This is a genomic window from Alkanindiges hydrocarboniclasticus (assembly GCF_001982605.1).
In the GTDB taxonomy this organism is placed as follows: Bacteria; Pseudomonadota; Gammaproteobacteria; order Pseudomonadales; family Moraxellaceae; genus Alkanindiges; species Alkanindiges hydrocarboniclasticus.
This window is the reverse complement of record NZ_MLCN01000028.1, coordinates 17,474-32,023: the sequence shown is the minus strand read 5'-3', so window position 1 is coordinate 32,023 and position 14,550 is coordinate 17,474. Positions and strand designations below refer to the sequence as shown.

15 protein-coding genes are annotated in these 14,550 nt (G+C 43.2%); 9 read left to right on the top strand and 6 right to left on the bottom strand.

Translation table 11 applies throughout. The features are described from left to right. Positions 1-561 precede the first annotated feature (561 nt). The gene (locus tag BKE30_RS10665) at positions 562-1,401 is read left to right on the top strand and encodes a hypothetical protein (RefSeq protein WP_076878574.1); all 840 of its coding nucleotides are present in this window, start codon (positions 562-564) and stop codon (positions 1,399-1,401) included. Between the two features lie 40 nt (positions 1,402-1,441). Here the strand turns inward: BKE30_RS10665 and BKE30_RS10660 are convergent, their stop codons facing one another. The 3 genes from BKE30_RS10660 to BKE30_RS10650 form a co-directional block, all read right to left on the bottom strand. Then, positions 1,442-3,337 (bottom strand): SurA N-terminal domain-containing protein, encoded by a 1,896-nt coding sequence (locus BKE30_RS10660; RefSeq protein WP_076878573.1) that lies wholly within the window; start codon positions 3,335-3,337, stop codon positions 1,442-1,444. A 151-nt stretch (positions 3,338-3,488) separates the two neighbouring features. Next, positions 3,489-3,761: an HU family DNA-binding protein gene (locus tag BKE30_RS10655; RefSeq protein WP_026470569.1), complete on the bottom strand. Its 273-nt coding sequence runs from the start codon at positions 3,759-3,761 to the stop codon at positions 3,489-3,491. 187 nt (positions 3,762-3,948) lie between these two features. Next, positions 3,949-4,440 (bottom strand): phasin family protein, encoded by a 492-nt coding sequence (locus tag BKE30_RS10650; RefSeq protein ID WP_143253710.1) that lies wholly within the window; start codon positions 4,438-4,440, stop codon positions 3,949-3,951. 201 nt (positions 4,441-4,641) lie between these two features. On the opposite strand from BKE30_RS10650, the gene BKE30_RS10645 reads away from it, so the two are divergent. From BKE30_RS10645 to fdx, 8 genes are all read left to right on the top strand, one after another. Continuing rightward, entirely contained in the window at positions 4,642-5,295 is a 654-nt protein-coding gene (locus BKE30_RS10645; RefSeq protein WP_076878571.1) for a hypothetical protein, read from the top strand. A 144-nt stretch (positions 5,296-5,439) separates the two neighbouring features. Beyond that, positions 5,440-5,919 carry an Rrf2 family transcriptional regulator gene (locus BKE30_RS10640; protein WP_076878570.1) on the top strand — a complete coding sequence of 160 codons (480 nt, stop codon included), beginning with the start codon at positions 5,440-5,442 and terminating at the stop codon, positions 5,917-5,919. After that, on the top strand, positions 5,916-7,133 hold the full coding sequence (locus BKE30_RS10635) for an IscS subfamily cysteine desulfurase (protein WP_076878569.1): 1,218 nt from the start codon (positions 5,916-5,918) through the stop codon (positions 7,131-7,133). The genes BKE30_RS10640 and BKE30_RS10635 overlap by 4 nt, the downstream gene beginning before the upstream one ends. A gap of 94 nt (positions 7,134-7,227) precedes the next feature. Further along, positions 7,228-7,620, top strand: a complete 393-nt coding sequence (iscU, locus tag BKE30_RS10630; RefSeq protein ID WP_076878568.1) for a Fe-S cluster assembly scaffold IscU — start codon at positions 7,228-7,230, stop codon at positions 7,618-7,620. Positions 7,621-7,655: 35 nt separating this feature from the next. Then, entirely contained in the window at positions 7,656-7,976 is a 321-nt protein-coding gene (iscA, locus tag BKE30_RS10625) for an iron-sulfur cluster assembly protein IscA (protein ID WP_076878567.1), read from the top strand. A gap of 48 nt (positions 7,977-8,024) precedes the next feature. Continuing rightward, positions 8,025-8,585, top strand: coding sequence for a Fe-S protein assembly co-chaperone HscB (gene hscB / locus BKE30_RS10620; RefSeq protein ID WP_076878566.1), 561 nt, complete (start codon positions 8,025-8,027; stop codon positions 8,583-8,585). Between the two features lie 36 nt (positions 8,586-8,621). Next, complete coding sequence (gene hscA / locus BKE30_RS10615; RefSeq protein ID WP_076878565.1) at positions 8,622-10,472, top strand: Fe-S protein assembly chaperone HscA; 1,851 nt, start codon at positions 8,622-8,624, stop codon at positions 10,470-10,472. A 106-nt stretch (positions 10,473-10,578) separates the two neighbouring features. Next, complete coding sequence (gene fdx / locus BKE30_RS10610) at positions 10,579-10,917, top strand: ISC system 2Fe-2S type ferredoxin (RefSeq protein ID WP_076878564.1); 339 nt, start codon at positions 10,579-10,581, stop codon at positions 10,915-10,917. A 352-nt stretch (positions 10,918-11,269) separates the two neighbouring features. On the opposite strand, the gene BKE30_RS10605 is transcribed toward fdx, so the two are convergent. From BKE30_RS10605 to BKE30_RS10595, 3 genes are all read right to left on the bottom strand, one after another. Next, a complete protein-coding gene (locus BKE30_RS10605) occupies positions 11,270-12,655 on the bottom strand; it encodes an adenylate/guanylate cyclase domain-containing protein (RefSeq protein WP_076878640.1) in 1,386 nt (461 codons plus the stop codon). Between the two features lie 147 nt (positions 12,656-12,802). Next, on the bottom strand, positions 12,803-13,237 hold the full coding sequence (locus BKE30_RS10600) for an HIT domain-containing protein (RefSeq protein ID WP_076878563.1): 435 nt from the start codon (positions 13,235-13,237) through the stop codon (positions 12,803-12,805). 427 nt (positions 13,238-13,664) lie between these two features. Then, positions 13,665-14,426 (bottom strand): glutathione S-transferase family protein, encoded by a 762-nt coding sequence (locus tag BKE30_RS10595; protein ID WP_076878562.1) that lies wholly within the window; start codon positions 14,424-14,426, stop codon positions 13,665-13,667. Positions 14,427-14,550: the final 124 nt, after the last annotated feature.

Sequence of the window (14,550 nt, the reverse complement as noted above, 5' to 3'; positions counted from 1 at the left end):
TTTGATAATAGGTCTTTACTTAATGTCTTTGTAAAGGCTGATTTGACTTTTTACATCTTGCCAGAATTTAAAGTGCTTAAAAATCGGTAAAAATTTTAACATATTATGCTAAATTTAGTGCCTAATAACTCAGTAAATATGCACCTGTTTTCTTGTTATCTTAAAACTAAGTGAGATAATGTGAAAGAATTCCTCACTCCTATTTTTATACCAATACATAAAAAACCATTAGCTAGAGTGAATAGATATAGTAAAGGTACAATAACCTTCCTTCAAATTATGAGATGAATATAAAATATAAATATTGCTTCTTAAAGATAAATAATTGCTGTTGATTTATTAATAATTTTCCCTGTTTTATGGCATTAATAATTTGGATATTAAATAATCAACTGTTTTGAAATATTATCTGTTTATCAATCTATTTTCTTCTAATTAAAGAACTAATATTTTTATTCCGAATAAATTGCAAACTAGAGTATTCACAGTTAACTTGAACTCATTGTCTTCTCTCAAAATTTACACTATGATAAAATTCTAGTTATTGATTTCAGGTGTATCATGAGACCAGAACGATTAACACAAGCCGAACAGCAAAGTCTGGTTCGACTGGAAATTTCAAAATGGTTCGATAGTTATCACAATGCATTAATGCAATTGCGCACTCGTGCTGAAGCACAGCATATTCCATTTGAGCTGCATAGCTTTGTAAAAAGTCAGGGTGAACGTTTTGGCAAAGGTTCAGCGCTTTTGTTGGGCAAACCACGCCTAAAATGTCTGGTATTACTTACACCTTATCATCTGGATGAAATTAGGCTACTGATTGCAGACTACGCCCAACAGGCACAAGCTATTGTAGAACGTTTTGAGCTTAAGAAATTTCCGAAACTATTAGAAACACCACTGATTATTGAAGATATAATTGCGGTTAATTTTACCAAGAATCCCGCTATTTCTATCCTTACGGTTGAACCGGATGAAGTGATTGAATGGTTTGAACATCAGCTGGAAATGATACACAACAATATGCCTGTTTTCATTGAAAACCAGAAAGCGCTGTATGACATTAATCAACTGAACGAAAGTATTGAATATATTAAAAAATTTAAAAATGAAAATGACGGCTCACAGTTACTCAAGCGCTTTTATCAGTCCGGTTTTTCTTATCGGGCAACACTGCGCTTTGCGAATCACACCAAAAAAGTCATGAGCTTAAATGAGTTTTTATTTATTGTTGGGTATGGGGATCAGCTTCCCCGCTTTGGTGATAGCACTCTGCTTCCCTACCCGCGTAAAAAGCGTGCTGATACCATTGTAAAAAGTGACCGTAATATTGTGGCGGAAACGACCAATGAGTTGCACTATTATTTTAGTGAACCAAAAAAAGAGTTTAATGCATAAAAAAAGCCATCCTGAGGATGGCTTTTTAACAGACGAATAATTACTTACTGTCTTTTGCAATAGAATTATCCTTAATCTTGGCTTTTGATTTCAGGTACTGGACATAATCAGCCAACTCCTGCTGACCACGTAAAGTAGCCATAGTCGTAGTCAGTTGCTGACGCTGTTGCGGATTAACTGTGGCTGGATCACCTGCGGTTACACTGGATACAGCCACAATCATCAGATTATCATCCTGAACATAATAACCAGCCGACCATTGACCATCCTTAGGTTTGGCAACAGCAAAAGCTGCACGCTCAAGTGCTAATGGTGCACCACTCATCCGAGTAATTTCGCCAATGCTTTGCAGGGTGATGTTATTTTCCTGCTGTACCTGAGCAGGTGTCTTTTTCTTCAAGGCTTCAATAATAGCCTTGGCTTTGGCTTCTGCCTTGGCACGCTGCGCCTGAGCTTGCAAGGTTTGCTTAATCTGTGGTGTTGCCTCAGCAAGTGTTTGTGGACGAGGTGCATGATAGTTATTGACTTTAACCCAGATTGTTTTACCGGGTGCAATTTCAATCCCTGTAGAAATTTTGCGGTCACCATGTACCACATCCTCATTAAACAAGGCTGGTTTAACCGCTGCATTACTTAAAGGTTCAGCAGCATATTGCTTAGTCACATTTTTGGCAGAGCTAATAATCAGTTTTTGTGCCTTGGCCAGTTCCTGCAAGTTGTCTGTATCAACAGCCATATCATTTAAACTGTTTACTGTTTCACTGTACAACTCATCCAGTTTGGTTTGTTGTGCCTGTGCAGTTAATTGTGGACGCAGGGATTCCAGACTGGCCACTGTATCCTTTTTGATTTCACTTACCTTAATTAAATGATAGCCCGCATCTGAACGAACTGGAGCTGACACTTGATTAACCGGCAGACTAAATGCGGTATCATCGAATGCACCAGGGAAAGTACCCTTGCTTAAGAAGCCCAGATCGCCATTGCTGGAAGCAGAACCCGGATCCTGTGATACCTCACTGGCCACCTTACCAAAATCTTCGCCAGCTTTAATGCGCGCGGCAATTTTTTCAATTTGCTGCTTGGCCGCTGCTTCTGGGGTTTTATCATTAACCTCAATCAGGATATGCTGGACGTGACGCTCCTCAGTACCTGCACTTTTGGTCTGCATAGCCTTATACTGCGCCTGAATATCCGCTTCTGTGATCTGTATCTGTGATGCCAGTGTATTGTTATCCAGCAGGACATAATCCACATCAACACTTTCTGGCAACCCAAGTTGCGCTTTGTTCTTGTTATAATAGTCAGAAACCTGTTTGGCTGAAATCTGTGTATCAGCAGCAAAACCACTTAATGGCAAGCTAGCAACATGCACATTACGTTTTTCAGTCTGTAGTATGGCCAGTCGGTCGATATCAAGCTTGCTGGCCAGGCCGGTATCATTGATCCCACCCGCTAGCTGCTGGATCGCAACCTGCTCACGCACATCATTTAAAAGCTGGGAAAGCGAAGTACCAGAGTTTCTCAGGTAGGCCTGAAATAGGGCATCAGAGTATTTGCCATTTTCCTGAAAGCTGGGCTCCTGACGGATAAGCTGGCCAATTTGCTGGTCGCTCAGTTCAAAGCCGAGTTTCTTGGCTTGGTCCAGCAATAAGGCACGATAAACCAGATTATTGGTAACCGACTTTTTGATTACAGTGTCATCAAGCCTGCTCTCATCGCCCTGTACTTGCTCAAGCAACTGCTTACGCTGGTTTTCAATAGCAGTATTAAGGGCGGTCTGGCTAATTTTTCCCTTATTGACCTGAATGGCTGTTTCATCATTTGAATTCCCGCTGAAATAGCCTTCAATACCCACCAGCGCAAAAGGAATTAAAAAAATGACCAGTAAAACCTTACCCAGCCAGCCTCTGATTAAACGACGAAACGCTTCCATAAACCCTACCAAAAAAACGATGCGCAAGCATGTTAGCTTATATTATTCAAGATACAAGTTATTTGAGCTACAAGCGTTGATCTACTCTATTTCAACGCATTGAATAAATGAAAAACGCGCCATATAAGGCGCGTTGATACCAGAACACTGATTAGGAAACAGCGTCTTTTAAACCTTTACCTGCTTTAAAGCCTGGCACTTTGGTTGCCGCAATTTTAATGGTTTCGCCAGTTTTTGGGTTGCGGCCAGAACGTGCGGCACGCTCTTTAACACTGAAAGTTCCAAAACCAACCAGCGTTACAGTTTCGCCAGCTTTCAGGGCATCGCTAATAGCACCGATCGTTGCATCCAATGCCTGGCCAGCCTGAGCTTTTGATAAACCCCCTTGGGTAGCAATGGCATCAATTAATTCTGCTTTATTCATGAAGTCAACTTCCTCTGAATCACTTTGTTAAAAAAATCACTAATCGCTATCTCGACTTATAGGACTTTATATCAATGCGTTGAGTACAAGGCAAGCACATCCAGACCATAAAGATCAAAAATGGCTGCCTTTTTTAAGGTTTTTCATCGAAAAAATTATGTTTTTAAGTGGTTGTATAAAATTTGCACTATTTTCCAGAACGTATTTCTCTGACTTCTTTCGTCAAATCGTCAATCTTTTGTTCCAGCCGTTCAATTACCTCAACCAGTTGCGCCACTTCTTTATGCGAGGCAAAACCAATACGTGACACCGTAGAACTAACCCGCTCATCCAGTGCACGCTCAACCTTCTCCTTGGTATCGCTAACCCGACCGGTAACCCGATCCTTGACCTCGCCCACAACACCTACTGTACTGTCTGCAATATCGCTGGTTTTGGATTCCAGTTCTTCTCCAACCTTTACCAGAGAATCGAACAGGCGTGTGCCTTCATCTTCAGCGCGAGAAAATGCACCCAAGCCGGCTAGCCAGATTTGTTTGGTGTACTTGCGAAAATCCAGAACATTTTTTTTACGGCTATTACCAGCACTGAAGTCGTGATTTCTATCTTCTACAATTTCGGAAGCATCATTTGCGTCACTAACCTTAGAATCCAATTCATTTTTTCTGCTATTGGTCATAAATTTCTCCATAAAATAATGACTGACAATTAAGTGAAGGTGACACTGAACTTCAACAGTAAATTACTTTGAATATATCATAGCGAACATTTAACTCTTAAATTTTTGTCTAACAAGCTATTGACTTTATGGCGAAAGTCTACAAGATAGAACCTAGTTATTTCTTAAGTTAACCTTTTGCTTGCCAAGGAAAAATGTTGTATGCCTTCACAACAGGCGCCACAAGAGCGGAATTTATTTCAGTCGTTTTTACTTATTCTTATTGAAACTCTGCTTACATTCCTGCTCAAGCATGACCGGATGTCGCGCCACCATGCGCAACAGTTAATCCAGCGCCGTGCATTAATCTGTGTCAAGACTCATCTTCCCAGTGATACCTTTTATGTCACTTTTGCACCGCAAGGGGTGCTATTTGATTTTGAAATAGCGCAAAACGCCAAGATTGATGCCACTGTCACTGCGTCTACCCTAACCCTGCTCAGGGCTTTCTTTACAGCACGGCCCGTTGCATTTGAAAAAATCAGTATTAAGGGTGAACAAGAGCTCGCCACAGACTTACGCCACCTGATGGAATACTTTAACCTGCCACAGATTGTGTCAGACTGGCGGCACTGGTTTACTTTTGAATCCTTCGAATCCAACGATGTTACGCCGGTTTCCCAGCGCATGAAGCCTTTATTACGTCGTATTGATGAACAGCGCCTGCAACTGAGCAATATGTCAATTACGGCCAAGCAACAGGCCTATGAACTCAAAATGATGAAAAAACGCTATCAGACCCTGCTGGTGATGTTAGGGGCTGTTATCATATTATTAATTACAGGTTTACTTTATACTTGGTGGTACTTTAGTTAGAGGCCATAAACAGCTATTCATTTATTGCTCTTTATATTTCCAGAATTGATATTAACTATTGAAAGTTTTTAAGAATTAAACTTGACTAAAATAGTCGGAATTCATTAAAATCAACCCATCACAATTTTTTGCGTTCATCGGATTATGCGCCTGACCACTCGCGGTCGCTATGCCGTGACTGCCCTGCTTGACCTCGCACTCCAGCCAGCTGACCAAACCATTACGCTTGCCGAAATTGCTGCTAGGCAATCCATTTCGGTAGCCTACCTTGAGCAACTGTTTGCCAAATTAAAGCGTCAGGGACTGGTTTCCAGTGTCCGTGGTGCCAATGGTGGCTATCGGCTGGCACGTTCTGCCCATGATATTGCGGTGCTTGAAATTATTGAAGCCGTTAATGAATCGGTTGATGCCACACGCTGTGACCATAAAGGCAATTGCCAAAATGGTGCCATGTGCCTGACTCATGATCTCTGGCAGGATTTGTCCCATCATATTGAACATTATCTTGCGGGTATTACGCTTGCAAGTCTTGTTGAGCGCAAAAATGTTCAGGCTGTTGTCATGCGCCAGAACGCCTCTCCGATTGATCCTTCACGTTTAACGCTTGCAGGTAACCTGTTATGAAACGTCCTATTTATCTCGATTATGCCGCGACCACGCCAGTTGACCCGCGTGTAGCTGATCGCATGATGCAATTTTTGACTATGGATGGCGTATTTGGTAATCCTGCCTCGCGTTCGCATGGCTATGGCTGGCAGGCTGAAGAAGCTGTTGAGCACGCGCGTCAACAGGTTGCTGACCTGATTAAGGCTGATCCCCGCGAAATTGTGTGGACTTCCGGTGCTACAGAAGCCAATAACCTGGCGTTAAAAGGTGTTGCTCATTTCTACCAGAAAAAAGGCAAGCACATTATTACCAGCAAGATTGAACATAAAGCGGTGCTGGATACCTGCCGCCAGCTGGAAGATGAAGGGTTTGAAGTCACCTATCTGGATGTTCAGCCCAGTACTGGCCGCATTACGCCACAAATGCTGCAAGCTGCATTGCGTGAAGATACCATTCTGGTATCGCTAATGATGGTAAATAACGAATTAGGTAACCTTACTGACGTTGAAGCCATTGGTGAAATTACCCGTGCTCGCGGTATTTATTTCCATGTGGATGCAGCACAGGCAGCTGGTAAAACCGAAATCGACCTGTCACGCATGAAGGTTGACCTGATGAGTTTTTCCGGCCACAAGATTTACGGGCCTAAAGGTATTGGTGCACTGTACGTTCGTCGTAGTCCTCGTGTGCGCTTAAAAGCACAGATTCATGGTGGCGGACATGAGCGTGGTATGCGCTCTGGCACACTGCCAACTCACCAGATTGTAGCGATGGGTGAAGCCTTTGAAATTGCAGGCCGTGAAATGGCTGCCGAACAACAGCGTCTGGAGGCATTGCGCACTAAACTGTGGAATGGGATGCAAGATCTGGAAGAAGTTCACTTAAATGGTGATCCTGATTATCGCGTGGCCAACTATCTCAATGTCAGCTTTAACTTCGTTGAAGGTGAGTCACTGATGATGGCACTAAAAGACCTTGCCGTGTCTTCCGGTTCAGCATGTACCTCTGCCACGCTAGAGCCATCGTATGTACTGCGTGCTTTGGGTTTGCCTGACGAACTGGCACATAGTTCAATTCGCTTTAGTTTCGGTCGTTATACTACTGAAGACGACATTGATCAGGTACTCGCCTTTACCAAATCAGCGGTTGACAAGCTGCGTGCATTATCGCCGCTGTGGGATATGTATAAGGAAGGCATTGACCTGTCTAGCGTACAATGGGCAGCACACTAAACCCTGCCCTGTTTTAAGAATCATGTATTTAAATTGTGGGGCGTAACCCCCATATTAATTATCACTCGCTGACCCCGAGGTTTGGAGAAGCAAAATGGCATACAGCAATAAAGTAATTGATCACTACGAAAATCCACGTAATGTTGGCGTTCTGGACAAGGATGCTGACAATGTTGGTACAGGCATGGTGGGTGCACCTGCGTGTGGTGACGTCATGCGCCTGCAAATTCAGGTTAACGATGCCGGTGTTATTGAAGAAGCACGCTTTAAAACCTACGGCTGTGGTTCTGCAATTGCCTCGAGCTCACTGGTAACCGAATGGCTTAAAGGCAAAACGCTGGATCAGGCGCAAGCTATCAAAAATAAGGATATTGCGCAGGAACTGGCTTTGCCACCGGTAAAAATCCATTGCTCGGTACTGGCAGAAGATGCCATTAAAGCGGCGATTGAAGACTATCGTAGCAAAAAAGTTGCTGACCAAGCATAAGCCCACTGTTTTATTCAGTCACAGGAGCAACCCGAATGATTCACTTAACTGAACGCGCCGCACGCCATATTCAGGATTTTTTACAAAATCGTGGCAAAGGTGAAGGAATTAAAGTGGGTGTAAAAACTTCAGGTTGTTCCGGTTTGGCCTATGTGCTGGAGTTTGTGGATCAGGTTGATCCCGTAGATACCGCATTTGAAAAATTTGGTGTCAAAGTGTTTGTTGATCCAAAAAGTCTGGTGTACTTGAATGGTCTGGAAATGGACTATGTCAAGAATGGCTTGAATGAAGGGTTTGAGTTTAGCAATCCCAATCAAAAGGGTGAATGTGGTTGTGGTGAGTCTTTTACTGTTTAAGTAAAAGTTTTCTTATAATGTTATTTTTGATGTGCTAAAGGTGATGCTGTGACTTATTTTGAGCTTTTTGATATAAGCCCCAGTTTTGATGTTGATTTAACCCACCTCAAGGCAAAATATCGGCAACTGCAACAACAGTATCATCCTGATCGGCAGCACTCGGATCATAATGCTGATCAGCCACTTGATCAAAACAATAATCAAGCACTCCAACAATCCAGCCAGATTAATCAGGCGTACCAGACTTTAATCCATGCAGACAGCCGAGCAGCTTACTTGTTGAAATTAAACAAGCAGGATGGCGGTCTGGAAAACTCTATTGGTGACATGGATTTTTTACAGCATGCGCTTGAACTGCGCGAACAGCTTGAAGAAGCAACAACAACGGAGCAGCTTGACTCCCTGCGTGTTGAGGTCACTCAGTGGTTACAATCCTTAAGCCGTGAATTTCGGATTGACCTTGAGGAACAGGACTGGCTTGACGCCCGCGATACTACCCGCAAACTGCGCTTTATTCAGCGTGTACTCCTTGATATTGATAAAGCAGAAGATCGCTTTGATGATTTTGCATCAGAAGATCTGGATGCTGCATTTGATGACGAGCTTTAATATTTAGTTTTAACAGTTATAAAAGGTTTTAGTCGTATGGCGTTGCTGCAAATTGCTGAACCCGGCCAGTCCACTGCTCCGCATCAACACCGGATTGCTGTAGGCATTGATTTAGGCACAACTCATTCTCTGGTAGCAACCGTCCGCTCTGGTAAACCAGTGGTGCTGGCTGATGAATATGGCAAATTACTGCTGCCATCAGTAGTTCATTACGGTACAGATACCACAACAGTGGGTCAGGCAGCACGCAATCATATTGAGCAAGACCCGCATAATACCATTGTATCGGTAAAACGTTTTATGGGCCGCTCCCGTAATGATATCCGCTTTGAGCACCCTTATAGCCTTGAAGGTGATAGTGACCAGATGCCGGCTTTTGTTACCAGTCAGGGCCGCAAAACGCCAGTTGAAATCTCCGCAGATATCTTATTTCGTCTTAAAAAGCTGGCTGAACAGTCGCTGGCTGATGAATTAACTGGCGCAGTTATTACCGTGCCCGCTTATTTTGATGAAGCCCAGCGCCAGGCAACACGCGATGCTGCGCAACTGGCGGGCCTGAATGTATTAAGGTTGCTCAACGAGCCGACCGCTGCTGCGATTGCCTATGGTCTTGACAGGATTGAAAGCGAAGAAGAAAAAATTCAGGTAATTTTTGATCTGGGTGGTGGCACTTTTGATGTTTCTGTATTACGCCTCAGTAAAGGGGTGTTTGAGGTGTTAGCCACTGGTGGACATACAGCACTTGGCGGTGATGATATTGACCGTATTATTGCCAGATGGGTTCGTGAGCAAACAGCGGGGCTTTCTCTCTCTGCTGCGGATGCCCAGTCATTAGTAGTGCTGGCACGTCAGGTCAAAGAACAGCTGACCACTCAGAATTCATTTACCTTTGAGTTTAAAGGAATGGCCTATCAGCTGGATCGTTCCCAGTTTAACAGCCTGATTGCGCCAGTTATTGAGCGTACCCTTGCCGTTTGCAAGCGTGTGCTGCGTGATGCCAAAATTAAAGTAGATCAGATTGATGCTGTGGTACTGGTGGGTGGTTCCACCCGTTCGCCAGCAATTCAGGACAGCGTTGCTGCATTTTTTGAGCAAACTCCACTCTGCTCTTTAGACCCTGACCAGGTAGTCGCGCTTGGTGCTGCCATTTCTGCGGATCAACTGGTGGGTAATCAAGCCAATGGCGCATTGCTGCTGGATGTAACACCGTTGTCGCTTGGTCTGGAAACTATGGGGGGACTGGTTGAACGGGTTATTCCCCGTAATACGCCTATTCCCGTAGCACGCCAGCAAGAATTTACCACCTACAAAGATGGCCAGACTGCCATGCTGATCCATGTGGTACAGGGTGAGCGTGATCTGGTAGAACATTGTCGCTCACTGGGCAAGTTTGAGTTACAGGGTATTCCACCCATGACTGCGGGTGCTGCCCGGATTGAAGTAAAATTCCAGATTGATGCAGATGGCCTTTTATCAGTTTCTGCACGTGAAGCCACGAGCGGTGTAAATAGCCAGATTAACATTAAGCCTTCTTATGGTTTATCTGAACAGGATACTACCCGTCTGCTCACCGAAGGCTTCCAGTTTGCTGAAGAAGATAAAAACTTGCGTCAGCTACAGGAAACCAAGGTGGAAGCTGAACGTGAGCTGGAAGCGCTGGATCAGGCGATTGCAGTGGATGGCCATTTAGTGGATGAGATTGATCTGGATGCCTTGAAGCGTACCATGCAGGCTGTACGCGAAGCACTGGAAACCAACCAGCTCAACCGGATTGACATGGCCATTGCGCGTTTGAAAGGTCATAGCAACAACTTTGCAGCAATTCGCATGAACCAGCATGTTGACGACGCCTTGAAAGGCACTACCCTCAATGACTGGAACTCGTAGCATTAGGCTTCATCCAGATGTTTTAAAATAACTGGCTTAAATGGGTTGTTTGAACACTTAAGCCAGTCAAGTTTTAGATAGACAGAGAATCACACAGAGAATCACCATGCCTCGTATTACTGTACTGCCTCACCCACAGTTTTGCCCTGAAGGTAAAACCTTTGAGGTTGAACCCAATGCCAATTTATGTCAAAGCCTGCTGGATAATAATGTTTGCATTGAGCATGCCTGTGATATGTCAGCAGCCTGTACTACCTGTCATGTGGTAGTACGGCAGGGTTTTAACTCGCTGGATGAAATGGATGATGTTGAAGCTGACCTGCTAGACCGTGCTTGGGGTCTGGAACCGGATTCTCGTCTATCCTGTCAGGTTCAGATTATAGATAAAGACCTTGAAATTGAGATTCCAAAATATACTATTAACCATGCGTCAGAACGCCACTAATTCTTTTCTGATGCTGGTTTATAGTTTTTGTCATGATCGTTAAATAGCTAGTTTGAGTTAAGCAGCTCTATGCTTGTCGAATCCACATTGAATGTAGAAAATACTTTTCGACAAGCATTTTTATAAAAAAACCTCTTATTGTGCCCTGTTTAGATAATCGCTATTTTGCAATGTGGTTTTAACTGTTACTGTTTGATTTTTAATTTAGTTGAGACAATTTGATTATTCTTTCATTAAAATTACACTAGGATAAAAAATTAGTTTTGGAATTGGACTAGTAAATATGAAAATCCTAAGATAATTTTTCTTTATTTTAATGTGGCTGATTAAGCACTGCTAATTAAGTTATTGGTTAACGCTTATATTTATCATGTGGCTGATAACGGGTTTCTTCCATTTTTAGGCGCTTGGTGACTTGCTCCAGTATTTGAATTGCTTTAGCACCCTCATAGGGTTTGAGTTCATTCAAGTCCAGTTGTAGATGAAAACCTTGCAGCTCATAATCAATCCAGCGATTGGTCGCTGCTTTTTCACTGTCCTGCCGCCCTACAATTTGCCAAGTCAGCACTGGCTCACTTAAACCCTTAAGCTGGAGTTCGCCTTTTTCCAGACAGGTAAAGCTGTCCTTAACCAGCTGATAGGTCGACTCAGAAATCAGAATCTGGTCAATTTCAGCAGCAGTTTGCAAACGTGCTGCCAAATTGGCATCCCGCCCTACAATGGTATAGCTCATGCGTGAACTGGTGCCAAAATTACCCACGTGGCAATAACCAGTATTAATGCCAATACGGATATGTAAGCCATTATAGCCTAGCCGCTTCCAGCGTTCGCGCAGTATCTTCATTTCATTAAGCATCGCCATTGCCATATAAATACAGGCTTTGGCATCTTCCTTATAGCCTTTGGATTCCGGGTCACCAAAGAAAATCAGGATGGCATCACCCATGTATTTATCTACAGTACCACCATGCCGCCGGGCAATATCGGTCATGTGTTCAAAATAATCATTGAGGATAAACGCCAGATCATCAGGCAGCAGCTTTTCAGAAAGCTCGGTAAAACCCTGAATATCGGAAAAGAAAATGGTTAGTTTTTTGCGTTTGTTATCAATCTTGGCTTCATGCTCACCCCGAATAATGGACTGCCAGATTTGGGAAGGTGCATAACGTGCCAGTTTATTGGCCAGTGTCAAGTACTTGGTAACTTGCTCATCTACTTGTTTTTTTTCAGTTTCAATATGGTGCAACCGATGATTGAAATAAATAAGTCCTACACTCAGATAAATTGTGAGGCACATAATACTAATTACTGAAACCACCATAGGGCTGGTTTTAAAATCAATATTATTGATACCCAGCAAATAGCAGAGCAAGTACAACATACTGACCGAAAACAGCACAATGGTTAACAGCCCTAGCCAGCTAACACGCACCCAGATAGCGCCATAAATCAGGCCAATAATTACCAAAAGACTTGGAATAACAGCAAATTCAATACTGATCAGCCAGAAAGCCACAAACAGGGCATCAATCAGCAATATAATATTTTTGGCCAGTGGATAGCCAAAGCGGCGTATCAGGCGGTTTGAACTGTAATTCTGAATAAACGGTATTAGAAAAATAATGGCAATAATAATGAACGGATGAGCAGGATGCACTGCATTGCTATAAAGGGCAGCCAGAAAAATAATCAGTATTAGAAAGTAGGCGACATAACGATGATATCGCGCAAACTGCATAGGATCTTTATTTAAGATATCAAAGCTTAGCACACAAATCCCTGTATCTGGCCCGTATTCCCTAACCCTAAAGCTTTTAGCCTATATATAACCAGGCATATTGAAACCATCACGTCCTGTCTGGCAGAACGTGATGTTAAAACCCGATTATTCCATGCGCCAGTCAAAAGGCATTTCGCCTTGGCCACGTAAGGCCAGCATCAGCGTTTGGCGCATATGGGCCAGTACATCACTGGTATAGGGAGCTGCTGGTGTGCCCCATACCGGTTTTGGCCATATCGCATCATTCTGGTAACGTACAATATGATGGAAATGAAGCTGCGGCACCATATTACCCAATGCAGCAACATTCATTTTATCGGCACGGAATACGCGTGACAATTGGCTGGATAGCCAACTGGATTCACGCAGAAATTGTTCCTGATCAGCCTGGCTTAGCTCATAAAGCTCACTTACCCCAGGAACACGGGGAACCAGAATTAACCAGGGAAACTGCATGTCATTCATCAGACGACATGTCGATAGTGGAAAGTCACCTACCCAGAATGTATCCTGAGCCAGCTGTGGGTGCAAACTGAACATATTCGTTTCAATGCAAATGCGATAAAGCACTTATACTATCACAGCAAGATGCTTAAACAGTATAGTAGCCCTCACATTTTACATCGAAAAAACAAAGCCATAATTTACAGTTCGGTTGCATCATCCAGTTCAAACTCAAAATCCTGTTCGTCGAATTCAAGTTCAATCGCTGAATGTACAGAAATTAATAAGCTTTTCATCATATTCTCCTTATTCATCAAATTGATGTTATCGATCAGCACTGCTGTCTTAATATAAATATGCTGATATAAACAATCAGCGATGCAATTACTGCGCCAATTAATTTAATGGGTTTTATATGACCGACAAATGACAATGCTGTGTATTTTTACAAGTCTTTTTTAACAGCATGTTTCTTTTTATTAAAAAGCCAGCATTAAGTGATACTGGCTTGATAGAGAAAAATTTAAATACCGCGCCAGTCTACCCTTGCATGCCGTTCATTTTGATAAATACGCATCACATACTGGCCAAACGGGCGATCCAGCAGTTCCTGCCGATAGATACGGATTGGTTCAGGTAAACGTGCCGGCTCATCAATTTCCCATGGCGTTCCTTGAGGGCCAAACAGCGGCGCAGACAAGGCACAGACTGCGATGTCTGCCAAGCCCAGACGGTCACTTACCAGATAGCGGCCACCATTGGCAATGAGTTTTTGTTCAACCTGATTGATCAGTGCATCAAGTTTTTGCTTGGATGCTTCGGCTTTTTTGGGATAAATGCCATATAGACGAATTACCCCTTTTTTAATAAAAGGCTTGGAAAAACGTTCAGTCATGCGCAAAAAGCCTTTTTCACCCAGCATGATTTCCATGGTATCTGGCTCATCCAGCAGATACAGGTACATCCAGCGTCGCACATGCACGCCAATCTGGCTGGCAATCTGGTCAAGCTCGATAGCCTGCGCCCGGAATTCCGGCTCACGGCGCAAATAAGGCTGCTCGGGATAGATGCCATCCAGATAAAAAGCAATTTCTGTGGAATCAGCAATCCAGTTTTTACCATCATGCAGCATCGGCAATGTATTTTTACTGGTTTTAAAGCGCGCCAAAGGACGATGCAAACCCGGAATCAGGTTTTTGGCTGCATAATCCAGTTCTTTATGATCCAGTAACCAGCGGGCTTTTTCACAATAATGTGATAATGGAAATTGATACAAGGTACGCATGCCTGCTCCATTTATAGGTTTTAAATTAATATAAAAAGCTTGTGTTTAGCTATGATAGCAGACTAATCCGGCCTTAGCCTGTTTCTCCTTTGCGCATGTGGAATGGAATATTTTTTGGCAAGGC